The organism is Seonamhaeicola sp. S2-3 (genome assembly GCF_001971785.1).
Classification (GTDB): Bacteria; Bacteroidota; Bacteroidia; order Flavobacteriales; family Flavobacteriaceae; genus Seonamhaeicola.
Map to the genome: position 1 here is coordinate 985894 of NZ_CP019389.1, position 23279 is coordinate 1009172.

Below are 23279 nucleotides of genomic sequence, written 5' to 3' on the forward strand. Positions count from 1 at the left end.
TTTAGGCTGCAGCCTCTGTTTTAAAATGATTGTATAAATCTTTACATCCGTAGCCAATAATAGACAAACTTTTATTTCTATTTACGGCTTCTTGGTGTAATTTAGCTATAGCATCTACACCATGTCTATCCATACTTTCAACACCTTCAATACTAATTGTTACACTATCTAATTTTTCAAAAACTCCACTAAATTCGTTTGTAAATAATTCTAAGTTGGCACGATTTAAGATACCTTTAATCTTAAAAAAATTGTTGCAGTTTGTAATTTTTAATTCCATAATCAAGTTTTTTTTATGTTAATAATAAATTTGAGGGAGAATAATCATATTTTGATTATGGAATAAAAGTACATATAAATGTAAGTAAAAACCTTAATTTATCGATGAATACAGCTGAACTTTAGTTAAAATAAATTTAGGTGTCAAATTAATCGATGAGTAACCATTTTAAAATATGTTTTCGTTATTTTTACTGCTTTCAAATTCACTCAATTATGAAAAAACTTGTAATTATTTTAGTTCTATTTGCTTCGCCTTTGCTTAAAATAAATGCTCAAAGCTCTGAAGAAAAAGACAAAAAAGAGATTCAGGCGGTTTTAAAAGCTCAAAGACTAGCGTGGTCTAAAAATAATATTGAAAAATTTATGGAGGGTTACTGGAAAAGTGACTCACTGCAATTTTACAGTAGCAACGGCATTACACAAGGTTGGGAAGCTATTCTAAACAGATATTTAAAAGCTTACCCCACAAAAGACCATACCGGAAAATTAAACTACAGAATAAATGCCATAACTAAAATTACCGAAGGCGCTTACTATGTTTTAGGAGAATATCATATTAAACGAGATGTTGGTAATGCCGATGGTATTTTTATGCTTGTATTTAAAAAGATAAATGGAAAATGGAAAATTATTGCAGACACTTCTAACTAATTACAATACTATGAAACTATTTAAAATACTTATTCCTTTATTTATATTAAGTGCTGTTAGTTGTAAATCTGTAGCACCTATAACTGAAACTACAGAGAAATCTAATTTTGAAAAATTAGCTTCTATTAAAGAAGTAGTTAAAATTGAGAAACGTAAAGCTACAAGTCATTTTGATGAAAATTATGAAATCTGGTTTAAACAACCTATAGACCATAATGATGCCTCTAAAGGCTCCTATAATCAACGCGTATTTTTAGGGCTAACAGATGCTTCAAAACCAGTAATAGTTCAATTACGTGGTTATGGCATCTATTCTGATAAAGCTAGTGAATTAGCTAATCATTATAAAGCCAACCAGCTAACCATAGAGCATAGATATTTTAACAATTCTAGACCCGAAAAAATAGACTGGAACACCTTAACCATTGAAAATGCGGCTAAAGATCAAGCAAGAATTATAAATGCCATTAGAAGCGCTATTTGCCCAAATTCTAAATTCATTTCAACAGGCATCTCTAAAGGGTGTCAAACTACCATGGCACATAGAAAATATTTTCCTAAAAATGTAGATGCCAGTGTTTGTTATGTAGGTCCTTTAAACTTTAAAAGAGAAGACCCAAGAATCTTTGAGTTTTTAAAAAATGTAGGCACTAAAGAAGAACGAGAAAAAGTAAAAGCTTTTCAAAATTTATGTTTTGAAAACAGAGCAGCACTTTTAAAACTGATGAAAAAAGCGGCCGAAGAAAAACAGCTAACTTGGGAGTTTGGAATTGAAAATGCGCTTAATTACACCATTTTAGAATACTCTTTTGCTTTTTGGCAATGGGGTTTTGATGTTAACAGCATTCCTACTGAAAACACCTCTGCCAAAACTATCTACAAACATTTAATTGATGTTGTTGGTTACAGTTTCTTTGAGGCTTCTTCTGTTAAAGATTTACAGCCTTATTTTTGGGCTGCCTTAACAGAGCAGGGTATTTACGGGTATGAAACAAAACCTTTTAAAAAATATTTTAACTCTGATGAGATATTAAAATTTGATTGGGCATTCCCTGAGGGTATTACAAAACCTTTCAACCCAAAGCCCATGCAAGAAATAAAAACATTTCTAGATACTACTGCCGAAAAAATGATTTTCATTTATGGCGAATATGATGCTTGGAGCGCTACAGCTGTTAACTTACCCCACAATGCTTCAAAAAGAGAATTGTATAAATTTGTTAAACCAAAAGGCAATCATAGAACGCGTATAAATAGTTTTGAAAAAGAAAAACAAAATGAAATTTATAGCATTATTGATAGTTGGCTAAAATAATTTATAAATAAAACTGCTCTGGTATATTTATAAAATGAAAAAAGAACACCTTACTATTCTTTTAATTATTTCACTAATAATCACCGCTTTTGGAATAATAACAGGTAGATACTTTTTCCTTTTTTTACTAATACCTTTTGGTTTTAATTGGTTTAAAAAAGGTAATAAAGAAGATTAAGTTTTCTTTACAAAATCTGTTATAATTACTATTTGTTGTGCCCCTACTTTACCTTCAATGTATTTAGCATTTTCTGGGTCTAACCTAATATTTCTAACAGCGGTTCCTTGTTTTGCAACCATACTAGAGCCTTTAACTTTTAGGTCTTTTATTAGCACTACAGAATCTCCTGCTTTTAATTCAACGCCATTAGAATCTCTATGGATTATTTTTTCGCTTGGGTCTTTGTCTTCTCCTGTTGCTCTTGCTAAAGCTAAAGCCTCGTCATCTAAATACATCATATCTAACAAATCTTTTGGCCAACCTTCATTACGAAGTCTTTGTAACATCCTCCACGCCATAATTTGTACAGCTACATGCTCACTCCACATACTATCATTTAAACATCTCCAATGGTTTGGATCCATTTCAACATCTCCATCAATTTGACTTTTACAAGTTGAACAAACTAATATATCATTATCTACATTTTCATTTAATGACGGCGGAATGGTGTATTGGTTTAATTCGTTATTAGCTCCACATAATTCGCAAGAATTGTTGCTTCTTTCTTTTAAAGTTTGCAATACACTCATTTTATTTTGTTTTTATATTTTTTGCAATATTACACAAATAGTTGTAAAAACATCATTAGATTAACCATAAAAAAGGCACCTAATTGGCACCTTTCTTATCAACAATTATAACAACTTACAGTTTTATTGCTGTATATAAATAGTCTCCATGACCCTCAAAGTATTTACCAAAGGCTTTAGCCTCTTCTTCTGTAAAAGATTCTTTCATTAATTCTTGATTTTTATCAAACATTTTATGCAAATCTGCTAAAGACTCTAGATAAACAGCTTCTACAAAGTCTCTTTTATCTGCTCCCCAAGCATGTAATGATGGGTAATAGGCCTTAATAAATTCGTTTTTTGAAAGTACTTCTTCTCTTAATTTTTTTCTAAAAGATTCAAACTCTTCAAAAGTTCCATCTTCTGGAAATGAACCTTTATTAATTCTTACATATAATACCATATCTTTTTCCATCTGGTTTTCCATTGGTATAGCTCCTTGCATGGTTGCATAAATTTCATCTGAATGAAAATAAGCGTAGGCTGAATTCATTTTAACTAAAAAAGTATTTCTGGTATCTTCGTTTGGCCATGCTTCTTTTATAAGTTCTGCATTTCTAGATGCCGCCTTTTCTATAGATTCCCATGAAGGATAAGATTGTACGTAGAGAATCTCATTACTATTCTCTGTAAAAAGGTGAGTGTAATAACCAGCGCTAACAATGTGCTCATTTTTACTGGTAACTTTATTCATATACTCTTTTTCGGTAGCTCGCCATTCATCTGGTGTAGCGTCATAATCTTTACTCCAGTACATTTTGGTTACGGTAATAAACTCTGGTCGTTTTTGAGTATCATCTTGAGCAAAAAAAGTAGAAGTACTAAATAGTAAACACATTACCATTAAAGTTGAGAAAATTTGATTGGTTGTTTTCATAATCTTTGTAATTAAAAAGGTTAGTATATTAGTTTGAATTAAACTCTTTTAAAAAAGATTATGTAGCAACAAATAAAGCTTGGTTAACCTTTTTACGCTATTAATTAACCATTAGGGGATTTTTAAATATACAATAAAAAAATATAATTATTTAATTTTCAAGAATTTACTAACTCACCAAGGTATCTCTAAGTTTTTTTGGTAAGCCTTTTACAACCATATCATACGAATGATCTATGAGTTGTTTAAGAAATTGGAAGGATAATTCACCTTCATGAATGTATACCGTGTTCCAGTGTTTTTTGCTCATATGGTACCCTGGGCGAATGCTACTGTACTCTGCACGAAGCTCTTCTGAGTAATCTGGGTCTGCTTTTAAATTAATAGCTGCCTCTTGTTTTTCCCAACTATCTAAACCTGTTAGCGCAAATATTTTCCCTAACACTTTAAACACAAGCACATTATCATCAAAAGGAAAACCCTCTGATGTGCCTTTTTTACTTAAACAATAGGCTCTTATTTGTTCTATGTTCATTGTAAAAGCTTATTGTTTTTACTTTCAAATTTTAAGTTTGAGTAATCTAAAGTCCAACCAATAGTTTCTACTAATGTTTCTATAAGCTGAATGGTTTCTTTTACTTCTGCTTGGGCAATTTGAATAAGTCCGCTTTCTGGTATTTTAGCTTGAATATGTTGTTTGGCTTCTTGGTGCAAGCCTGTTAAATCTGTAGCTTCAAATTTATTGAAGAGTCCGTCTGACTTATCATAATAATTCAAATTAGTTTCTATTGATAATACTTCGGGCTCTGGGAAATGTTCTAAAATAATAGTTTTATTTGCAGTATTACTTGTTAGTTGAATTTTAGACAAATCGTAACCAACATGCGCCTTGGCGTTAATTACAACCAAAGCTTTCTTTTTACTAGAAATAAGTTTTAAAAATTTCTGTTTTACATCTTGGTAGTGGTATATTTCTGCAAAATCGCCTTCAACAGTTATAAACTTACATACCTTTTTAATTTTATCTAAAAGTATTACTGATTGTGCGTTTACTAACTGCTTTTTTTTAATTGTTTTTAATATAGTTACAATACCTAAAGTAACCAATACCCCTATAATGATAGCTAAAAAAGTTTCCATGCTATTTTTTTCCTATTTGTCCTAAATGCGTATTATTAAATGCATTAGAATATTTTAATCCGTAGCCAAATATTCTATCTAATGAAGCGTGTGAAAACAAAACAATTCCAACAAGCTGTAATGTTTGATTATTACTGTATGCACCTAGTAAATACACTATAATTGCAAGTCCTTTATGATGGAATAGATTATATACTATAGCTCCTATTTTTGAGTTCACTAAATACCCTAACATTCCTATATCTGGGGTAAGTATTAATGCCAAAAACCACCACCAATTAAAATCTAAATTACTGAAGAGATAGATTCCTAAAACAAACATAAGTAACTCTTCAATTTTTAATAATTTTTCCATTTAATCTAGAATTTGATATAAAACAGGTTTACTTGGAGTAGCGTCATTTTCAAAAGGAGCAATCATAAGGTTTAGTAAATACTCGCCATCTTCAATAGTATTTGGCACATAAATAAATTCTGTTATGGTAGCATCCATCCTTAGTTTTCCATTAGTATTCCAAAATGCATTATGAGCTAATAGCTTGCCTTCGTCTCTTTCTTTATCAACAGATGGCAAATCTATTAGCAAATGTTTAATACCTTTTTCTTTTAAATATTCGGCAGCTTCAGCTAATAAAAAAGGCGGATTAGTATTTGAGTATCTTCTGCTCTTTTTTTCTAATAAATTAGGGAGTGTTCTAATAACAATAGCGTCTCTTTTTTTATTTCTTAATGCTGTTTTTAATTGTTTTGCAGATATAAAAAAATCGTCTCCTTTGTTTTCTGGTGCAACGGTAACCACTTCGGCTACAAAAAAATAATGTTTTAAATTTTTGTTTACAGAATATACTTCTTTGGTTATATGCCCTACACACTCAGTATGTGTTATATGTGAGTGTGGATTAAAATGAATGTTATTAAAATTAACTACCGCGCCTTCTGAAACTTTGACAATTTCGTCATCAATACGTTCAGGGAAAATCTTAGGATCATCAACATACCAAGCATTTACATTGGTCTTTGACATATCAATAGCTATAGAAATATCTATAGGTTTTGATACATCTATTTGTATTTTTCTTGAGTTGTATTGTATTGTTGCTATCATACTCAAATATAATCAAATCATAAACAATTCAGAAGCTATACCATCAACTAAAAACTTACCTTTTTGTGTGGTTACTAATATTTCTTGTTCCTTACTTTCTATAATTAGTAAACCTTCGTCTAAAAATTTTCTAGATGTTTTTTTTAAATGTTGAAGAAACACAGCACCAAATTCTTTTTCTACCTTATTAAAAGACACGCCCCAAATGGTTCTTAACCCCGTCATTATATACTCATTAAACTTATCTGTTTTTGAAAGTTTTTCAACGGTATTTGGTAATTCTTCTTTTTGAATGGCCTTAATGTACTTTGAGTTATTAGACACATTCCAACTGCGTTGGTCACTTAGAAAAGAATGTGCTGAAGGTCCAATACCTAAATACGTTTTACCTTGCCAATAACTTGTATTGTGTTTAGAGAAATAATTGGGTTTTCCAAAATTTGAAATTTCATACTGAATAAACCCTTCATTTTTTGTGCTCTCAATTAAATGATTAAAATGTTCTAATGCCAAAGTTTCATCAAGTGGCGGATAGGTTCCTTTTTTTATAAAACTATCTAACGCTGTTTTAGGTTCTACGGTAAGCGCATAACTTGAAATATGATTTACGCCAAATTTAAAAGCCAACTCTAAATTTTGCTGCCATTTTTTTAAAGACATGTTGGGGATACCGTAAATTAAATCGATGGTAATATTATTGAAGTATTGAGTTGCCACAGACAAGCAGTTTTTAGATTCTTCTGCATTATGGGCTCTATTCATCATTTTTAAATCGTCATCAAAAAAAGATTGAATACCTATACTAAGCCTATTTATTGGTGTGTTTTTTAATGCTTTTATTCTTTCGTTAGAAAGATCATCAGGGTTTGCTTCTAAAGTAATTTCTGGATTTTTTGCTATGTTGAAATTATTATATACCGAATTAATAATTAACTGTAACTCATTGTTTGTTAATAAAGAAGGTGTACCTCCGCCAAAGTAAATGGTTTCTATAGTGTTATTTGGCAACTCATTTTTTCGTAATTCTATTTCTTTAATTAATGACTGAATGAGTTCTTCTTTCTTTTTTAAAGATGTAGAAAAGTGAAAATCGCAATAATAACAAGCTTGTTTGCAAAACGGAATATGAATGTAGATGCCAGACATTTATAATTCGGTGAAGTAAGGTTCATTTAATTTAACTCCATAATCAATTTCAAATAGTTTGGGGTAATTAATCAAATAGCCTTCAAAATTAATTTTCTTTAATAAAATTTTTGAAACCAAAACATATAATCTAAGAGAATAATAATTATATTTTTTCTCTAAAGTATCAAATGTTTCTTCATTCTTAATTGGACATGAATTTGGAATTATTCTACCATGAAAAAAATCGTTTCTCTTAGCTAAAATATTTCTTTCCTCATTATTATATTTAATACCTAAACTTTTTAAAGTTTGTTCAAAATGAACAGCATTATTAACCAACTTAACATCTATATTTTCAATAATATCATTAAGAACTTTAAAATCATTAATTCCGATTTTATCTTTTATTTTATCTAAAACTTCAGCCGCCTTTTTTTGTTTAATTTGTTTTTCAACTCTTGAAGTCTTTTCGTTTAATTCCTCACATAATGTCTCAAAAACAACAAACATCAAAGAAATTCTTGAAATTGATGGGTAAGAATTGAAATCAAAAACAACTCTAATAGAAAAGTAAATTTTTGGTCTTGATATTAATAGCGTAACAAATGATTTAAATTTGCTTTCATTAATAAATGAAGCCCATTTTTCTTCAATATCTTCGGATAGAACAAAGTCCTCTCTAAATTTACATTCCCAATCATTAGGAGACTTGGTAAACGGATATGGAAAAACATATCTTTTATCCGAATTCCTATAAAAGACTTCTGTTTTCTTTGAAAAACCCTCAAAATTCGATTGAAAATAAAACTCCTCTAATTTATAGAATTCACCCCTAAAGAAAGCTATTGATACAATTATATTATTGACATAGTTCTTAAAAACTTCAAACTCAATTTTAGAATCGCATTCAACACAAAGGAAATTCCCTTGTATTTCTGGACTAAAAGAACATACGTAAATTTTAAAATTAAATTCATCCAAATTAATGGAGAGCTCTCTTTGACCACCTTTTAAAAATGAAATCATAAAAAAACTATCTATTCTAGAGTAGTATCGATAAAACTTTGGTGTATCTCTATCAAAATTTACAGATTTAAAAATATAAGCTAAACCTATTTTACTGAAGATATTATTCTTAACAGATTTTACTAAAAAGTAATCTATTTTTATTTTAAACGTCCCATAGGAAATAATAAAATTGGATTTTTCTTTGTAAAATAACTTAGAATGTGGGTGATCAAGTTTAAAACTTAATCCTTTATTATTTTTACTTAACCAAACGGTACCTTTTGAATTTGAAAATGTCTCTTCTATATCAACTTCAGTTTCTTCCTCAAAGGAATATATCCATTTAAATATTTTATATACATCCATCACTTTTTAACCCTCTCACTATTTTGCTTCACAAATGCATCCCACCCAGAATAGCTTTTACCAACAGCTACTTTTCCGGAGTTATAAAAATGGCAAACCGCTGCTGCTAAACCATCGGTGGCGTCTAAATTTTTAGGCAATGTTTTTAACCCTAGTAAACTTTGAAGCATTTTAGCTACTTGTTCTTTACTAGCATTTCCGTTACCAGTTATAGCCATTTTTATTTTTTTAGGAAGGTATTCTGTTATAGGTATTTCTCTACTCAACCCTGCAGCCATAGCAACCCCTTGAGCGCGCCCTAGTTTTAGCATACTTTGTACATTTTTCCCGTAAAAAGGTGCTTCAATAGCTATTTCATCGGGGTTATGCGTTTCAATAAGTTCAATGGTGCGTTCAAAAATAAGTTTGAGTTTTAAATAATGATCGCTATACTTTTTTAAATCCAACTCATTGAGCTGAACAAACTGCATTTGCTTACCAACCACTTTTATAAGTCCAAAACCCATAATAGTTGTCCCAGGGTCTATTCCTAATATTATTCTTTCTTTCATGTATTTATTAATCACAATAGTAACATCCGCTAAGCGAAATTGAAGCTCCAAAAGTTATTGTTAAAATGTTACCATTGAAAGAGCCATAGCCATTAGTAACTGGGTTAAAATCTTTAGAAAATCCGTTAACATAAGATACATCTGTAAAAATTGATAATTTATCAGAAATACCATAATGAAATTCTACCCCACCCATAACATTAAAATAAGATGTGTTGTTTTGTGTATAATTACCCAAAGGTTTCACAAAAGAATATCCCGGGCCAGCATGAACAAAAACACCTATCCTTGGTGGAAAAAAGCTAAAAACACTAGAGGCATTGTAAACCGCCTGTAAATTTACTCTAGAATAATTTAGTTTGAATTCTGGCGAATCATCAGCATTTGATATTCTACTAAAATTATAATCTAATTTTGCTCCTAACTTAGGTTGAAACATATATTGAACTCCTAAATTTACGGCTGGAAAATTAATGTTGTTCCCTTCAAAGTCTTCAACAAATCCACTTTGCGAAGGACTACTAACTCCTAATCCTGCCTGAGCTTTTATTGCACTTTTACCGTATTGGGCAAAAGTATTTAAACTCAACCCCAAAGAACATAACAAACAAAAAACTGTTTTATAAATTTTAAAATTAAAGTTCATAAGCTAAATAATGGTTTAATTTGCAGGTATGAATAATGCGCTTTACTACAAAACTAAGCAATTCTTTTTTGTACTCATTAAATTAAGTATTGTAGCTGGGGCATTTTATTTTATTTATAATAAACTAGTTAATAATAGGGCATTAGATTTTTCAGTTTTTATTGATTTTTTAACTGAAAATGATGTTTTTTCATTAAAAAACACACTTTTTTTACTCTTTTTAAGCTTTTTTAATTGGTTTTTAGAAATTATAAAGTGGCAAAAACTTGTTGACACGTTAAAAAGAATTTCGTTTCTAAAAGCTTTAGAACAAAGTTTAGGAGCTTTAACAGCATCTCTTTTTACACCAAACCGCATAGGTGAATATGGGGCAAAAGCTATTTACTTTACAGGTGCTAACAGAAAAAAAATTGTGCTGCTAAATTTATTAGGTAACATAACTCAAATGATGGCAACCACCATTTTTGGAATAATTGGACTATCATTTTTTATAACAAAATATAATATTAATATAGACTATTATAAACTAGGTAAAATTGTGCTATTGTTTTTATTGGTATTAATCATCATAGCGTTTGTAATAAAAAACAATACGTTTACTGTAAAAGGGTTTTCAATAGAAAAAATTAAAGATTATATTTTAACCTTTCCTAAAAAAACACTTTTATTAACATTAGTTTTATCTATAATACGCTACCTAACTTTTTCATTTCAGTTTTATGTTTTATTACATATTTTTAAGGTAGATATAAGCTACTTAAACGCCATGGTATTTATTACATCTATGTATTTTTTATCATCTGTTATACCCTCTATTTTTATTTTTGATGTGGTTATAAAAGGCAGTATAGCAATCTATTTATTTGCTCTTATTCAAATTAACGAACTCACTATTTTGAGTATAACCACCATTATGTGGCTACTCAATTTTGTGTTACCCAGTATATTTGGTAGCTATTTTGTTCTCAATTTTAATTTGCCCAAACAAAAAGATTAAAAAATGGTGGTAATAAGTATAATAATTATTTTAGTTTATCTGTTTTTAATAGGAAGTTTTGCTTTTGGTTTTGATAAAGTAAAACCTTTTAAACTAAAAGACACGCCTGCAAAAACTACTTTTACAGTTATAATTCCTTTTAGAAATGAGGCCAAAAATCTTCCAAGTTTATTAAAGTCTATCATAAAGCTAGAATACCCAAAGCATTTATTTGAAGTTATTTTTGTTGATGACGAGTCTGATGATAACTCGGTAGAAATTATTAACAAATTCATTGCAAAATCTCAAAACAACATAGAGATTATTATGAATGAAAGAACGTCTAATGCACCTAAAAAAGACGCCATAACTACTGCTGTAAAAGATGCCAAAAACGACTGGATTATAACCACCGATGCCGATTGTATTTTACCTAAATACTGGCTAGATTGTTATGATGAATTTATACAAGAACATCATTCAAAATGCATTGTTGCTCCAGTTACTTATAATAAAACTAATGGCTTTTTAAACAGATTTCAGCTTTTAGACTTGTTAAGTTTACAGGGTACTACTATTGGTAGTTTTGGTATTAAAAAACCTTTTTTATGTAATGGTGCCAATTTTGGGTATCAAAAATCTGCTTTTAATGAGCTTAACGGATTTAAAGGCAATAGTAACATTGCTAGTGGTGATGATATTTTTTTGTTAGAAAAAATGGTGAAAGCCTATCCTAAAAAGGTTCATTATTTAAAAAATGAGCATGCCATTGTAAGCACTAAACCTCAACAATCTTGGTTGTTATTAATTGAGCAACGTTTGCGTTGGGCATCAAAAGCAAATGCTTATACTAATTGGTTTAGTAAACTTACTGGACTCATTGTTTTATTAACCAATGCCTTAATAATATCTTTAGGATTATTATCAATTTTAGGTGTTTTCAACGTTAAAATTTTTCTTTATTTATTCTTTATCAAGTTTAACATAGATTTCTTTTTAATTTACAAATCGGCAACATTTTTTAATCAAAAAGAAGCCTTACAAAGCTACCCTTTGGCTTTAATATTGTATCCGTTTTTTAGTGTATATGTTGCTTTTTTATCGGTATTTAAAACCTACAAATGGAAAGGAAGAACTTTTAAAAGGTAATATTACTATTCCACATTAATAATAATAGGAAGCTCAAATTCTGTTTTTACTTGCTGCCCCCGTTTTAAAGCAGGGTAAATGGTTGGTAAACCATCTAAACTTTCAACAATTAACGCTTCTAAGTTAGGTATTTCTGCAATGGTAAGACTATCTATATCGGTCTCTAATAAGGTTAAATCTCCTGTTTCTGAAACCTGAAATTTTAGTTGAATGGTATCACTAATATTTTGAGTTACAACAATAACTTCTGTTTCTAAGGCATTGAAAATTTGTTTTTTTAAGAAATACTGAAAACAATACATTTTTTCATGCTTTTGCTCTAAAGAATCGCACTTTGAAAATGTGGGATATGCATCAACCTCGTCCCAATTAAAAGTTTTTAACTCTTCATTTAAAATAGCTTCTGAAGATGTTTTTTTTACGTCAAAATACTTGCAGGAAGAGAGCAAAACAAATATTAAAATAACGAGAAAGTACTTCATGGATTAAAACTATGACCGAAAAGTACAATTTTTTTACTTTTTATATTCACATAAAACGCAAAAACCGAAGTTTTTAGCTTCGGTTTACACATCTTCACTCAATCAATTGGCTTTAATTATCCTTTATTTGTATCAGACTTCTCATCTGCCACTTGAAAAATAATAGGTAAACTATAAGGTACATTTACTAGTTTTCCTTTTTGCTTTCCAGGAATCATTTTGGGAAGTGAGCTAATCACTCTTATTGCCTCTACTTCTAAAGCAGGGTGTGGTGCTCTTGCTTGTAGAGCTACAACATTACCTGCTTTGTTTATTTTAAAAATAACGTTAATACGTTGTTTGCCTGTTAAATTATGCTCTTTAGCTATTTTAGTATTGAAATTTTCATTTACAAACATGCTTATCTCTTTAGACATGCATGCCTTACGGTCATTGTTATTTGATAAACCTTCGCAACCCGGAAAAACAGGTACTTGCTCTATAACTGCAAAAGGAACATCAATATCTTCATTAACTTCATTCTGTACAACAGATATTTTCCAAGGATTTGATTCAGATTTGGAAAAATTCACATTTTTCAATAATTCCAACAAACTGCTTTTTTCTTCATCTGTTAGCTGTCCTTCCTTTGCATCTAGAGAAGCTTTTAACGTTTCAATCTGTTCTGAAATTGATAATTGCTCGGTTGAATTCTTAACTTGTTCTTGGGCACAAGACGTATAAATTAACATTCCAAAAACAAGCGGTATTAATAAAGCATACTTTAATAAATTGATTTGTTTTGATTTTGATTTTTGTAACATAACGATTCGTTTTTTGATTAATGATTGTTTGAAAAATGGATTGATGAAAGATATTTTTTTAGTATCAAAAACCTGTGATAATAAGTTTTGATAATAGGTATTTTTATTTTCTGTTTTAACTGCCTGGGCATCGGCTAAAAATTCATGAAGCTCACCTATTCTATTTTGATACATATAAACTAAAGGGTTAAACCAAAAGAGAATTCTTAATACTTCAAAAAATAATAAATCTAATGAGTGATACTGTTTAACATGTACCATTTCATGTTTTAAAATGGCTTTCTTTTCGTTTTCATTAATTAACTCACCCAAAAAAATATATTTAAAAAATGAAAAGGCAACATTACTTTTTAGTAAATTAATTATATGTAGGTTTCCTACTTTTTTCTTCGGATTTTTTAAAAGTAACTTATACACTTTTAAAAACTTAAAACTTAAAAGCATCATGGCAATTAAGGCTCCTAAAAAGAACATCAACTCCCAAGACCAAAATGTTTTTGGTAAAATAATTACTGGATCTAATACAATAACATCTGGCTCTTGTTGTTTTGTGTTTCCTAAAAAAATCTCTGGTAAAGAGATAATATACTCTTGAGAAACTACATATTTAAAACGTTCAATTTTTATTAAAGGAATTAATAATGATAACAACGCTGTTCCTAATAAATAGGCTCTATTCCAATTAAAAAAGGTTTCTTTCTTTAAAAGAAAATCGTAAACCATTAAAAAGAAAAGTTGAAACGCAATGGTTTGTATAACATATTGAACCATGATTAGGAATCTTTTTTATTTATTTCTTTTAGTACAGACTCTAAGTCTTTAATATTCATATCATTTTTCTTTACAAAAAAAGACACCATACTTTTAAATGACCCTTGAAAGTAATTATCAACCAATTTATTGATAGATTGGTTACTATAATCTTGTTTTTCTACAATAGGAAAGTACACATGCCCCTTACCTTGTTTTTCATATCCTACAAAACCTTTGTTTTCTAAAATTCTAACAATAGTAGATACGGTATTATAAGCTGGTTTAGGCTCAGGCATTTGCGCTATTATAGATTTTACATTGGCTTTTTTTAGTTGCCAAAGTATTTGCATGATATCTTCTTCTGCTTTGGTGAGTTGTTTCATTGTTTTTTACAAATATTTGTTTTGAACTAAAGATTTAGTTTTAACAAATATAACTAAAAAATTAGTTTAAACTAATTTTTTAGTTTAAAATGTAACGTTTATATGATAATTGCGTCTTACTTAATAGAATTTAATTTATATGGACATTATTTTAATTATTATTGCTGCCCTATTTATGGTTTTAGGGCTTATTGGTAGTTTTTTACCAGTTTTACCTGGTCCGCTTACTAGTTGGGTTGGGTTGCTTATTCTTCATTTGGCAAATACAGTGCCTATGGATAAGCCTTTTTTAATAATAACCCTTATTGTTGCAGTGCTTATTTGGGTGTTAGACTATATTATACCCGCTATTGGTACCAAACGTTTTGGTGGTACAAAATATGGTATGATTGGTACATCAATAGGATTGGTTATTGGTTTAATAGCCCCCATTCCGTTTGGAGTTATTATAGGACCTTTTATTGGAGCTTTTCTTGGTGAGTTATTGAATAAAACAGATTCTAATACAGCTATTAAAGCTGCTTTTGGTTCGTTTATAGGCTTTTTAACATCTGCATTTATAAAATTTATTGTAGCTGTAATATACCTAGGTCTTTTTATTGGTATTGTTTGGGATAATAGTAATGCTATTTTTACTTTTTAAAAAGAAGAAGCCCTGTGGGTCTCTCACCTCCACAGGGCCTGTAAATTGCTATTATCAACAAAAAAATTGAGGGATTAATTAATTTTTTGAAGTGTTGACAGGAACAAAGATAAATAATACAGTTCTCTTTCAGCTGTGGAAAAACCGTAACTATTGTACGGTTTACAAGTAGTTTTCAGTTATAATGTAGGTTTACAGGTGTCTTAATTTTATGTTAAAATTAAATAACAACGAAAAGCCAACTCAAAAAATAATATAAATCATACAAAACCTTTTTTTCTGGCTTCACTTAATAGAGTTTCGTCTTGACCATCATCTACTGAAAATATTTCTTTTAATTGCTTTTTTCGTTTCTCTACGGCACTTAGAGAAATATCTAAATGGGCTGCTAAATTTTTAGTTTTTACACCTTGAGATAATAAATGTAAAATCTTTCGGTTTTTATCATCTATTACAATATCGCTAGCAATGGTTTTTCTTATATGGCTGTTTACTGTGCCACTATAAAATGGAGGGTTATTAAGTACCGCTTGAAATGCACTTGCTAACTCACTAGAAGTTAAATCGCTTTTAATTAAAAAACCTTCAGGATTTATATTTTTAATGATATTATGAATTCTAAAAGATTCATTATACATAGTAAGTATAACTATTTTTGCTTCTGGAAGTATTTTTCTAGCATATTCTGCTAAATCTTCACCAGAACTCATTGAACCATCTAAAGATGGTGGTAAACTTATATCTATAAAAAGCATATTATACGGATTTTCCTCTTTTAAAGATTTATCCATATAAGCAACAGCTTCATCGCAATTATTTGCAATATCAATATATAATTCTTGTGTTTCCTTTTTGGTAAATTGGAGTGTGTTTTGATAACCCTCAATAATCATTGGGTGGTCATCTATCATTAATATTTTTATTTTTTCAGCCATAAAATTAGTCGTTAGGGTATTGGGACTTCAATAATAACTGTTGTACCTATATCTATTTTAGAACTTATATTAAGATTTCCGTTAATTTCACTTATTCTAGAGTTTATATTTTTTAAACCAATGCCTGATTTTACTTTGTTAATATCAAACCCTTGTCCATTGTCTTCAATTGTTAAGCAAATTACATTATTTTTTAATTTAAAACTAATATTTACTTTAGAAGCACGGGCATGTTTATAAATATTATGAAGCGTTTCTTGAATAATTCTATAAATATGAATCTTCTTTTTATTTGATACATCATCCCAATTAATAGTATCATCGTACAACAAATTATATTGAAGTTTATATGCTATTGATTGTGTTTCTACCAGTGTTTTTATAATATCAATAAAACCAGAGCCTGAAATAAAATCGGTATTTAATTCATGAGACACTTTTCTTATATCTTGCTCTATATTTTTTAATTCTTCAATATACTGGCTTCTTGTTTTTATAGCCTCTGGAGAGTTATTAAAGTTTAAACTATCTAAACTTAAACGTGTACCAAATAAACGCCCTAACACGCCATCATGTAGTTCTTCTGAAATTCGTTTTTTCTCAATGGTTCTTGCTTCCTCAATACTTTCATTTTGTGATAGCATAAGGTTATAAATTTCTTCGTTGGTTTCTTGTTGTTTTTGAATAAACTGAAGCTCTTTATTTTTATTTCTTTGCGTAATTACTAAATATAATAAGAACGATGCTATAATTACTACTACAGAAATTATAAATAACCACATACGTTCTTTAGCTATTTGTATGTTTTCTTGTTCAATTTTGTCTGTTTCAAATCTAATTCTAGCAAATTTATTTCTTATAGCTCTTTCATGTTTTAGTAAGCTATCATTAATTCTAACATAATCTTTTAAATGTTGGGCAGATTTTTCGCCATCTTCAATTTCTGCCAATAGTAAAAGAGAGGTTAAATAATCATCATTAAAATAGTTTTTAGCTAAATCTTTTGCTTTATAACCATAAAATTTAGCAGAGTCTTTTTGGTTTAAGTCATTATAATATTCTGCTATATGCTGATTTATTATAACAGAATTATATCCTCCTGGATTTACATCTTCTGCTATTTTTAATGCTTTAAAATATAATTCTGGAAGCTGCTTTCTTTTTTTAGATAGGTATAAAGTATGGGCATAATTATCTAGTACCAAGGCATAAAAATCTGGTCGTTCTTTTAATAAATTATCTTCATCTAAAATTTCTTTGTATTTCTCTAAAGCTAAAGTGTAATTACCAGATTTTTTATATGATAATGCTAAATTGTTTCTTGAATTTTGAAGTGTTGATTTATTATTTTTTAGCAATCTTTTTAATTCTATTGCTCTATTATAATATGCAATAGATTCATCATACTGTTCTAACTGACCAAAAGTAAGCCCTAGTAGATTATACAAATAAGACTTATATCTTATTACTCTATCAGTTTGTTTTAATGACTCTAATAAAGAAATAGCTTCAATGGCAGTAACCTCACAACCGGTAAAGTCTTTTTCATTGTTTTGAATAGCCGCAATTCCATACAAAGTTATGGCTGTTCTAAACTTATCATTTTTACTTCTATATATTTTTTCTGCTTTTTGGTAGTGGTAATAAGCACTATCTCCAGAAAAACTATATCTATAAATTTCGCCTATTTTATAATGCGCATTGGCAATTAACAAAGAATCTTTAGTCTTAGAATTAAGAATAGATTTTTGAATAGAATCAATATTTCTTAAATCATTTGAACTTTGTGCAAATGACAAGCTAAACCAGAATAATACAAATAAATGGACTAATTTAAATTTCAAAAAATATTGATTTAACTATTTATCCAAATGTATTTATAATTTTTTAATTCTAGGGTAAAACAAAAAAAGCTCTTTACTTTTTGTAAAGAGCTTTTTAAAAATTATGTATGCAGGCTTTAGTCTATTACACCGCCACCTGTATAAGGCATTGTTTGTTCTGGGTTTCTAAGTACATCATCTTCGCTTAAATCTTGTTTTGTACAAGATGTTAAAGATGCTAGAATTACGGCTACAATTAAAGTAATTTTTAGGGATTTCATATTAATTTCGATTTTAAGGTTAAACTATTAAACTATTTTCTCTATTTAAATTTTTAATAAAATTCTTTAACTAAGACTCTGAAAATTCAAAATCTCTGTTGAGGGAAAATGGAATAATTAACTTTTAAAACCGAATGCAAACTAGCATACAGATTTATACAAAATATATTGTTTGAGGGGAATGTGACCTCACAGTCACTTTAAATGGATTAATTTTTCTTAAATGGCAGAGGGAATTGTTATGCCTTTAAGACGTGACTAAAGTAATTGCAAGCATTAGTTAAAACACAAAAAATCGATGAAATGCGTATTTTATCGTTGAAATGCATCGATAAACGGTAATGTAGTTGTTTTAATAATATTTTTAGGCATTAAACACTTTATGGAACATGCTCAAAAATTGTACAAATTACTTCAATGTAGATTTACTTTTTATAAGTGTTGTTTTAACAATTTTTGTTTTAACCTCTTCTTTTAAATGCTTATTTTGAAGTCTATGAACTAACATTTGTGCTGCTTTGGCACCTATAAGTTTAGCGTGTTGCCTTATTGTAGTTAATCTTGGTAATGCATGGTTAGAGTCTGATTTACTAGCAAAACCAATTACAGAAATATCTTTAGGCACTTTTCTTCCTAAATTAACGGCTGTATTTATGGCTATAATTCCAGATGAGCTATCGGCTGCAATTACTCCATCAATATTTTTATTCTTTTTAAAGAAAGATTTTATTTTTTTTTGATGATCATCTTTCTTTTTAATCTTCAATATTAGAGGCTCCATAGTTTGACTTTCTAAAATGGCTTTTGTATAACCTCTTTCTCTTAATTTGCCAACACTTAAACCTTGAATATTACTAATAAATACAATTTGTTTTCTATTTTCTTCTATTAAACCTTTAGTGGCATTATAAGTAGCATCAAAATCATCTACAATTACTTTATCACACATGACATCATGTGCTACCCTATCAAACATAACAATGGGTAACCCTTGGTTTATAGTTCTTTTAAAATGTTCTACTTCATTCTTTTCTTGAGTTTCTTCGGCTACTGATAAAATAAACCCATCTACACTACCATTAGCTAAAATTTGAAGACCTTCTTTTTCTTTTTCTAAAGATTCGTTAGAAATACAGGTTATTATATTGTATCCTAGCTTTGTAGCTTCCCTCTCTATACCAAAAAGTACTTTGGCTAAAAAATGATTTAAAATATTAGGTATAATTACACCTATAGTTTTAGTTTGATTTTGTTTTAAACTTAAAGCTACTTTATTGGGCTTATAATTATAAAGTTGAGCCAATTCTTTAACACGTTTAACCGTTTCTTCACCAATCTCTTCACTATTGTTTAATGCTTTTGAAACTGTAGAAATTGAAACATTCAACTCTTTTGCCAACTGTTTTAAAGTAACCATATTTTATAATACCGTGTTTTATCTGATACGCAATTTACAAAATTACTTCTTTGTAAAAAGTAATTGTGTTTTTTTGATTAGTTTAATTTAAAATTTTTACTTGTTTAACTCACTTTTCTATATAAACCTTATAATAATTTGTCCTTTTTGTACATTAGCACTTCAATTTTAATTAAACTATGAGCGGGGTTTCTGAACTAAAAATAAAAGATAAGACTTTATCTTATGACACTATAAAAATTGAACCTTTTAGGAAAAACGTTAGAAAAACATCTCCGCATAAACATAATAAATATCTTGAGTTTGTTTATTTTACTAACGCCACAGGTTACCATGTAATAGATAATTTAAAAATAGATATTACCCCGCCTATGTTTTTTGTTGTTAGAAAAGAACAAATTCATTTTTGGAACCTCACTTCAGAACCTGATGGGTTTGTTATCATTATCAAAAAATCTTTTTTAGATAATTGTATTGACATAGAGATAAAACACTTATTACTTAAAATAAGTGCTTATACGCATTTAACTCCTCAAGATAACAAAACCATTATATGCCTTTTTAAATTATTAATAAATGAAAACCAATCTAAAAATAAAAATAATACAATTATTGAAGGGCTTTTTAAAGCATTGTTAGGTAAATTACTTCAATTTAAAAAACAAAAACCTCTTATTAACAATAGCATTTATCAAAAATTTATTGAATTGCTTTCTGCCCAAGACAAACTTTTTAATAGTGTTGAACACTTTGCAGACTTACTAAATACAAGTCCACAAAACTTAAATGCTAGTTGTAGAAATGAATGTGGTAAATCTGCTTCTGAAGTTTTATCAGATTTTATTCTTAGCGAAGCTAAACGACTGCTTCTTTACACTGACAAAACTATAACTGAAATTGCCTATTCTTTATCTTTTAAAGACAACTCTCATTTTACAAAATATTTTAAAAGACACGTAGGTTTTACCCCAAGCACATACAGAACCAATCATTTAAGTTAAATACCATTTTATTTTCAAAAAGACCATTCAACCTACTTTAAATAATTTAGTTTAGCCGCTAATAACATTAAACCCTATTTAAGCTAAACTGTTTTATGAAAAATACTATTTCATTTTTATTATTATTTATTTTATTCTCTGCTTTTACTTTTGCCCAAAAAGGGAATATTAAAGGACTTATTATAGATAACAACTCTAAAGACCCCATTCCTTTTGCAACGGTAGTTATTTTAAATAATAATTCTGATACAGTTTCGGGTGCTATTTCATCTGATGATGGCACTTTTAACGTTAGCAATATAAAATTTGGGACTTATAGCGTACAAATATCTTTTATTGGTTATGAAACTACAACAATAAGCAACGTAACAATCTCAAAAACGTCTAATGAAGCTAATATTGGTTCTATTTTATTAAAACCTCAACTAGAATCTTTAGATGCTGTAACTATTAAATCTCAAACCAAAACAGCAACAACCAAAATAGACCGAAAAGTTTATAATGCCAGTGATTTTGCCACAGCAAAAGGTGGTAATGCTGCCGATGTTTTAAATAAACTACCTTCTATTACAGTAGACCCAAGTGGTGATGTTTCGGTTAGAGGCACTAGTGATTTTATGGTTTATTTAAACGGTAAACCTACAAACATTAAACCCTCTGTATTATTAGGCCAAATTCAATCTAATAATATTAGCAAAATAGACGTCATTACAGTACCTACAGCTCGTTATGATGCACAAGGTAAAGGTGGCATTATTAATATTACTACCAAGAAAAATATCAACCAAGGCTTATCGGTTTCTGTAAATGGATTAATTGGGGGAGCTCCATGGGGTAATTTAACCGATGAATATAGCGAACATGACTTAAAAGATGACCGTTATGGTGGCGGATTTAATATAACATACGGAAAGAAAAATATAACTCTTTATGGCGGATTCAATTACAATATGAAAAACGTAAACGGTAAACGCTCTGGAGAAGCAAGGGTTTTTGTTAATCAACCCGAAGGTGATTTTTTTCATATGAATGCCAAAAATGGGCAACGTCCGGAATGGTACGAAAACTATACAGCAAACGCTGGAATAGACCTTGATTTATCTGATACTAAAAAATTATCATTCTCATATTTCTACGGAAATAGAAATGAAGGAAGAGCTGCATATTACATTTACAACACGTTTTTTGCAAACGCAGACCAATCTAACAAAGACATAGCAACAGAGCAATTTATGTACAATCCTAATATTGATGATAGATACGGTGAGTACAACACCTTTAATGTAGATTATTCTGTTACATTAAAAAATGATGCTTCTTTTAAAATGGCTGCAGCATATGAAACTTCTAAGCTAAGTAGAGCGTTAAATAACAAAAACTATTTCTATAACACTAGAGCCGAGGTTGATAATGATATTGACAATAATTATGCAAATGCTAATCTTGTTGATAATTATTCATTATCAGACAACACACCACTAAAAGGACTTCGTTTTAATACAGATTATGAAAAACAAATTGATGAATTTAGCACTTTTGGCACCGGCGCTCAAATTCAATATACTAATATTGAAGGTGAATTTTATTTTAATAACACCCTTGTTACAAAAGATTTAGATAACACCATTGACTTAACTAGAACTGTATACGCTGCCTATGCCGATTATTCTGCTAACAGAGGAAAACTTAGTTATATTTTAGGAATACGTGCTGAGTATGGCGATCAAACTTTAAAAATAGGCAATACCGATTATGTTCCTATTTTTGGAGCAGATTTAGACCAAAACTACACTCAAAATAAATTAGATATATTTCCTTCGGCGCATTTTAATTACAAATTTAACAAAACCAATAACCTTACCTTAGCTGGTAGCCGTAGAATTAATAGAGCATCTGTTACTAAATTAGCTCCGTTTTTATACCGTCGTCATTTTGAAGTTTACGTGGTTGGAGACCCAGAATTAGAGGCTGAATATTTAAACAATGTTGAAATTACATTTGAAAAAACACTAGGAAAAAACACCTTTGGGTTAACAGGGTTTTACAGAGGAACTGATAACACCGTTTTTAGAGTAAACACCGTTACAACAGCAAACGAAAACCCCGAATTAAATACTATTTTAAACGAAGATGTATTAATTAGATCTTACACCAATGCTGGTAATTCTACATCATTAGGAGCCGAATTGAACATGAATTTAATTGCCAACTCTTGGGCTAAATTCTTTATTGGCGGTTCTTTGTACAACTACCAAATTAAAGGAGAAGTTTTTGGTTATAATGTTGACCAAAATAGTACAAATTGGTCTTTAAAAGCAAATGCTAATTTTACCCTATCTAACAAGCTAAGATTTAATTATGATTTTAGCAGGATATCTAACACAGTAACATCACAAGGTCAAAATGATGCCTTTTCAGTTTCTAACATTGCTTTAAGTTATCAACCTTCTAACGCATGGGATATTTCTGTAAGAGGTTTAGATATTTTTGCTCAAAATGATACTGGTTTAGACACCAATGCCTTTAACGCATCTAATCAACAAATCTTTTATCAAGAAACTTTATATGAAAGAGTTGGCCCTATAGTAGAATTTGGTGTAACCTATTCACTTAACATGAATAACAAGAAGAAAAAAACTAAAGATTTTCAAGGAAACAAACACTTTAAATAGTAAGCAAACTATTTTAGTGAGTACACATAAGTTCTAAAACAAAACAGCATCCCTCTATTACAATGTAATATTAGGATGCTTTTTGAGGGACCCCTCTCAC

At 29.3% G+C, this 23279-nt stretch carries 26 protein-coding genes; 8 read left to right on the top strand and 18 right to left on the bottom strand.

The window, feature by feature from the left end; translation table 11 throughout:
* Nucleotide 1: 1 nt before the first annotated feature.
* Nucleotides 2-280 (bottom strand): hypothetical protein, encoded by a 279-nt coding sequence (locus BWZ22_RS04640; RefSeq protein WP_076698309.1) that lies wholly within the window; start codon nucleotides 278-280, stop codon nucleotides 2-4.
* 215 nt (nucleotides 281-495) lie between these two features.
* Here BWZ22_RS04640 and BWZ22_RS04645 point away from each other — a divergent pair, with 215 nt between their 5' ends.
* From BWZ22_RS04645 to BWZ22_RS16725, 3 genes are read left to right on the top strand one after another with little or no spacing between them, the layout of a single operon-like run.
* A complete protein-coding gene (locus BWZ22_RS04645) occupies nucleotides 496-933 on the top strand; it encodes a DUF4440 domain-containing protein (protein ID WP_076698310.1) in 438 nt (145 codons plus the stop codon).
* Nucleotides 934-943: 10 nt separating this feature from the next.
* Nucleotides 944-2248: a S28 family serine protease gene (locus tag BWZ22_RS04650; protein ID WP_076702285.1), complete on the top strand. Its 1305-nt coding sequence runs from the start codon at nucleotides 944-946 to the stop codon at nucleotides 2246-2248.
* A 34-nt stretch (nucleotides 2249-2282) separates the two neighbouring features.
* Entirely contained in the window at nucleotides 2283-2426 is a 144-nt protein-coding gene (locus tag BWZ22_RS16725) for a hypothetical protein (protein WP_198027649.1), read from the top strand.
* Here the strand turns inward: BWZ22_RS16725 and BWZ22_RS04655 are convergent.
* From BWZ22_RS04655 to BWZ22_RS04700, 10 genes are all read right to left on the bottom strand, one after another.
* Nucleotides 2423-3001 carry an alkylphosphonate utilization protein gene (locus BWZ22_RS04655; protein ID WP_076698311.1) on the bottom strand — a complete coding sequence of 193 codons (579 nt, stop codon included), beginning with the start codon at nucleotides 2999-3001 and terminating at the stop codon, nucleotides 2423-2425. The two genes, BWZ22_RS16725 and BWZ22_RS04655, sit on opposite strands and share 4 nt — an antisense overlap.
* A gap of 115 nt (nucleotides 3002-3116) precedes the next feature.
* Nucleotides 3117-3917: a hypothetical protein gene (locus tag BWZ22_RS04660; RefSeq protein ID WP_076698312.1), complete on the bottom strand. Its 801-nt coding sequence runs from the start codon at nucleotides 3915-3917 to the stop codon at nucleotides 3117-3119.
* A 169-nt stretch (nucleotides 3918-4086) separates the two neighbouring features.
* The gene (locus BWZ22_RS04665; RefSeq protein WP_076698313.1) at nucleotides 4087-4452 is read right to left on the bottom strand and encodes an MmcQ/YjbR family DNA-binding protein; all 366 of its coding nucleotides are present in this window, start codon (nucleotides 4450-4452) and stop codon (nucleotides 4087-4089) included.
* Complete coding sequence (locus BWZ22_RS04670) at nucleotides 4449-5057, bottom strand: DUF4230 domain-containing protein (protein WP_076698314.1); 609 nt, start codon at nucleotides 5055-5057, stop codon at nucleotides 4449-4451. The genes BWZ22_RS04665 and BWZ22_RS04670 overlap by 4 nt, the downstream gene beginning before the upstream one ends.
* Nucleotide 5058: 1 nt before the next feature.
* On the bottom strand, nucleotides 5059-5412 hold the full coding sequence (locus tag BWZ22_RS04675; RefSeq protein WP_076698315.1) for a DUF4260 domain-containing protein: 354 nt from the start codon (nucleotides 5410-5412) through the stop codon (nucleotides 5059-5061).
* Nucleotides 5413-6162, bottom strand: coding sequence for a cyclase family protein (locus BWZ22_RS04680; RefSeq protein ID WP_076698316.1), 750 nt, complete (start codon nucleotides 6160-6162; stop codon nucleotides 5413-5415).
* Nucleotides 6163-6174: 12 nt separating this feature from the next.
* The gene (gene hemW, locus BWZ22_RS04685) at nucleotides 6175-7308 is read right to left on the bottom strand and encodes a radical SAM family heme chaperone HemW (RefSeq protein ID WP_076698318.1); all 1134 of its coding nucleotides are present in this window, start codon (nucleotides 7306-7308) and stop codon (nucleotides 6175-6177) included.
* Entirely contained in the window at nucleotides 7309-8664 is a 1356-nt protein-coding gene (locus BWZ22_RS04690; RefSeq protein ID WP_076698320.1) for a hypothetical protein, read from the bottom strand.
* On the bottom strand, nucleotides 8664-9215 hold the full coding sequence (gene ruvC / locus BWZ22_RS04695) for a crossover junction endodeoxyribonuclease RuvC (protein ID WP_076698321.1): 552 nt from the start codon (nucleotides 9213-9215) through the stop codon (nucleotides 8664-8666). The genes BWZ22_RS04690 and ruvC overlap by 1 nt, the downstream gene beginning before the upstream one ends.
* A gap of 7 nt (nucleotides 9216-9222) precedes the next feature.
* Complete coding sequence (locus tag BWZ22_RS04700; protein ID WP_076698322.1) at nucleotides 9223-9861, bottom strand: outer membrane beta-barrel protein; 639 nt, start codon at nucleotides 9859-9861, stop codon at nucleotides 9223-9225.
* Nucleotides 9862-9889: 28 nt separating this feature from the next.
* On the opposite strand from BWZ22_RS04700, the gene BWZ22_RS04705 reads away from it, so the two are divergent.
* Nucleotides 9890-10858 carry a lysylphosphatidylglycerol synthase domain-containing protein gene (locus tag BWZ22_RS04705; protein ID WP_076698323.1) on the top strand — a complete coding sequence of 323 codons (969 nt, stop codon included), beginning with the start codon at nucleotides 9890-9892 and terminating at the stop codon, nucleotides 10856-10858.
* A 3-nt stretch (nucleotides 10859-10861) separates the two neighbouring features.
* Nucleotides 10862-11986, top strand: coding sequence for a glycosyltransferase (locus BWZ22_RS04710; RefSeq protein WP_076698324.1), 1125 nt, complete (start codon nucleotides 10862-10864; stop codon nucleotides 11984-11986).
* A gap of 5 nt (nucleotides 11987-11991) precedes the next feature.
* Here the strand turns inward: BWZ22_RS04710 and BWZ22_RS04715 are convergent, their stop codons facing one another.
* The 3 genes from BWZ22_RS04715 to BWZ22_RS04725 form a co-directional block, all read right to left on the bottom strand.
* Nucleotides 11992-12468: a hypothetical protein gene (locus tag BWZ22_RS04715; protein WP_076698325.1), complete on the bottom strand. Its 477-nt coding sequence runs from the start codon at nucleotides 12466-12468 to the stop codon at nucleotides 11992-11994.
* A 116-nt stretch (nucleotides 12469-12584) separates the two neighbouring features.
* Complete coding sequence (locus BWZ22_RS04720; RefSeq protein WP_076698326.1) at nucleotides 12585-14042, bottom strand: M56 family metallopeptidase; 1458 nt, start codon at nucleotides 14040-14042, stop codon at nucleotides 12585-12587.
* A gap of 2 nt (nucleotides 14043-14044) precedes the next feature.
* A complete protein-coding gene (locus BWZ22_RS04725; protein ID WP_076698327.1) occupies nucleotides 14045-14407 on the bottom strand; it encodes a BlaI/MecI/CopY family transcriptional regulator in 363 nt (120 codons plus the stop codon).
* 139 nt (nucleotides 14408-14546) lie between these two features.
* On the opposite strand from BWZ22_RS04725, the gene BWZ22_RS04730 reads away from it, so the two are divergent.
* A complete protein-coding gene (locus tag BWZ22_RS04730; RefSeq protein ID WP_076698329.1) occupies nucleotides 14547-15050 on the top strand; it encodes a DUF456 domain-containing protein in 504 nt (167 codons plus the stop codon).
* 260 nt (nucleotides 15051-15310) lie between these two features.
* On the opposite strand, the gene BWZ22_RS04735 is transcribed toward BWZ22_RS04730, so the two are convergent.
* The 4 genes from BWZ22_RS04735 to BWZ22_RS04745 all read right to left on the bottom strand — a co-directional run bounded on the left by BWZ22_RS04735 (nucleotide 15311) and on the right by BWZ22_RS04745 (nucleotide 19506).
* Nucleotides 15311-15985, bottom strand: coding sequence for a response regulator (locus tag BWZ22_RS04735; protein WP_076698330.1), 675 nt, complete (start codon nucleotides 15983-15985; stop codon nucleotides 15311-15313).
* Nucleotides 15986-15996: 11 nt separating this feature from the next.
* The gene (locus BWZ22_RS04740; protein WP_083692191.1) at nucleotides 15997-17829 is read right to left on the bottom strand and encodes a tetratricopeptide repeat protein; all 1833 of its coding nucleotides are present in this window, start codon (nucleotides 17827-17829) and stop codon (nucleotides 15997-15999) included.
* 116 nt (nucleotides 17830-17945) lie between these two features.
* Complete coding sequence (locus BWZ22_RS16585; protein WP_157607910.1) at nucleotides 17946-18089, bottom strand: hypothetical protein; 144 nt, start codon at nucleotides 18087-18089, stop codon at nucleotides 17946-17948.
* 409 nt (nucleotides 18090-18498) lie between these two features.
* Nucleotides 18499-19506, bottom strand: coding sequence for a LacI family DNA-binding transcriptional regulator (locus BWZ22_RS04745; protein ID WP_076698332.1), 1008 nt, complete (start codon nucleotides 19504-19506; stop codon nucleotides 18499-18501).
* A gap of 179 nt (nucleotides 19507-19685) precedes the next feature.
* Between BWZ22_RS04745 and BWZ22_RS04750 the strand changes: the two genes are divergently transcribed.
* Both BWZ22_RS04750 and BWZ22_RS04755 read left to right on the top strand, forming a co-directional pair.
* On the top strand, nucleotides 19686-20507 hold the full coding sequence (locus BWZ22_RS04750; protein WP_076698333.1) for a helix-turn-helix domain-containing protein: 822 nt from the start codon (nucleotides 19686-19688) through the stop codon (nucleotides 20505-20507).
* A 95-nt stretch (nucleotides 20508-20602) separates the two neighbouring features.
* Nucleotides 20603-23179 (top strand): TonB-dependent receptor, encoded by a 2577-nt coding sequence (locus tag BWZ22_RS04755; protein WP_076698334.1) that lies wholly within the window; start codon nucleotides 20603-20605, stop codon nucleotides 23177-23179.
* Nucleotides 23180-23279: the final 100 nt, after the last annotated feature.

Bases quoted from the DNA above. Each gene is read 5' to 3' on its own strand.
- BWZ22_RS04640 (WP_076698309.1), bottom strand. From the start codon at position 280: ATGGAATTAAAAATTACAAACTGCAACAATTTTTTTAAGATTAAAGGT.
- BWZ22_RS04645 (WP_076698310.1), top strand. From the start codon at position 496: ATGAAAAAACTTGTAATTATTTTAGTTCTATTTGCTTCGCCTTTGCTT.
- BWZ22_RS04650 (WP_076702285.1), top strand. From the start codon at position 944: ATGAAACTATTTAAAATACTTATTCCTTTATTTATATTAAGTGCTGTT.
- BWZ22_RS16725 (WP_198027649.1), top strand. From the start codon at position 2,283: ATGAAAAAAGAACACCTTACTATTCTTTTAATTATTTCACTAATAATC.
- BWZ22_RS04655 (WP_076698311.1), bottom strand. From the start codon at position 3,001: ATGAGTGTATTGCAAACTTTAAAAGAAAGAAGCAACAATTCTTGCGAA.
- BWZ22_RS04660 (WP_076698312.1), bottom strand. From the start codon at position 3,917: ATGAAAACAACCAATCAAATTTTCTCAACTTTAATGGTAATGTGTTTA.
- BWZ22_RS04665 (WP_076698313.1), bottom strand. From the start codon at position 4,452: ATGAACATAGAACAAATAAGAGCCTATTGTTTAAGTAAAAAAGGCACA.
- BWZ22_RS04670 (WP_076698314.1), bottom strand. From the start codon at position 5,057: ATGGAAACTTTTTTAGCTATCATTATAGGGGTATTGGTTACTTTAGGT.
- BWZ22_RS04675 (WP_076698315.1), bottom strand. From the start codon at position 5,412: ATGGAAAAATTATTAAAAATTGAAGAGTTACTTATGTTTGTTTTAGGA.
- BWZ22_RS04680 (WP_076698316.1), bottom strand. From the start codon at position 6,162: ATGATAGCAACAATACAATACAACTCAAGAAAAATACAAATAGATGTA.
- hemW (WP_076698318.1), bottom strand. From the start codon at position 7,308: ATGTCTGGCATCTACATTCATATTCCGTTTTGCAAACAAGCTTGTTAT.
- BWZ22_RS04690 (WP_076698320.1), bottom strand. From the start codon at position 8,664: ATGGATGTATATAAAATATTTAAATGGATATATTCCTTTGAGGAAGAA.
- ruvC (WP_076698321.1), bottom strand. From the start codon at position 9,215: ATGAAAGAAAGAATAATATTAGGAATAGACCCTGGGACAACTATTATG.
- BWZ22_RS04700 (WP_076698322.1), bottom strand. From the start codon at position 9,861: ATGAACTTTAATTTTAAAATTTATAAAACAGTTTTTTGTTTGTTATGT.
- BWZ22_RS04705 (WP_076698323.1), top strand. From the start codon at position 9,890: ATGAATAATGCGCTTTACTACAAAACTAAGCAATTCTTTTTTGTACTC.
- BWZ22_RS04710 (WP_076698324.1), top strand. From the start codon at position 10,862: ATGGTGGTAATAAGTATAATAATTATTTTAGTTTATCTGTTTTTAATA.
- BWZ22_RS04715 (WP_076698325.1), bottom strand. From the start codon at position 12,468: ATGAAGTACTTTCTCGTTATTTTAATATTTGTTTTGCTCTCTTCCTGC.
- BWZ22_RS04720 (WP_076698326.1), bottom strand. From the start codon at position 14,042: ATGGTTCAATATGTTATACAAACCATTGCGTTTCAACTTTTCTTTTTA.
- BWZ22_RS04725 (WP_076698327.1), bottom strand. From the start codon at position 14,407: ATGAAACAACTCACCAAAGCAGAAGAAGATATCATGCAAATACTTTGG.
- BWZ22_RS04730 (WP_076698329.1), top strand. From the start codon at position 14,547: ATGGACATTATTTTAATTATTATTGCTGCCCTATTTATGGTTTTAGGG.
- BWZ22_RS04735 (WP_076698330.1), bottom strand. From the start codon at position 15,985: ATGGCTGAAAAAATAAAAATATTAATGATAGATGACCACCCAATGATT.
- BWZ22_RS16585 (WP_157607910.1), bottom strand. From the start codon at position 18,089: ATGAAATCCCTAAAAATTACTTTAATTGTAGCCGTAATTCTAGCATCT.
- BWZ22_RS04745 (WP_076698332.1), bottom strand. From the start codon at position 19,506: ATGGTTACTTTAAAACAGTTGGCAAAAGAGTTGAATGTTTCAATTTCT.
- BWZ22_RS04750 (WP_076698333.1), top strand. From the start codon at position 19,686: ATGAGCGGGGTTTCTGAACTAAAAATAAAAGATAAGACTTTATCTTAT.
- BWZ22_RS04755 (WP_076698334.1), top strand. From the start codon at position 20,603: ATGAAAAATACTATTTCATTTTTATTATTATTTATTTTATTCTCTGCT.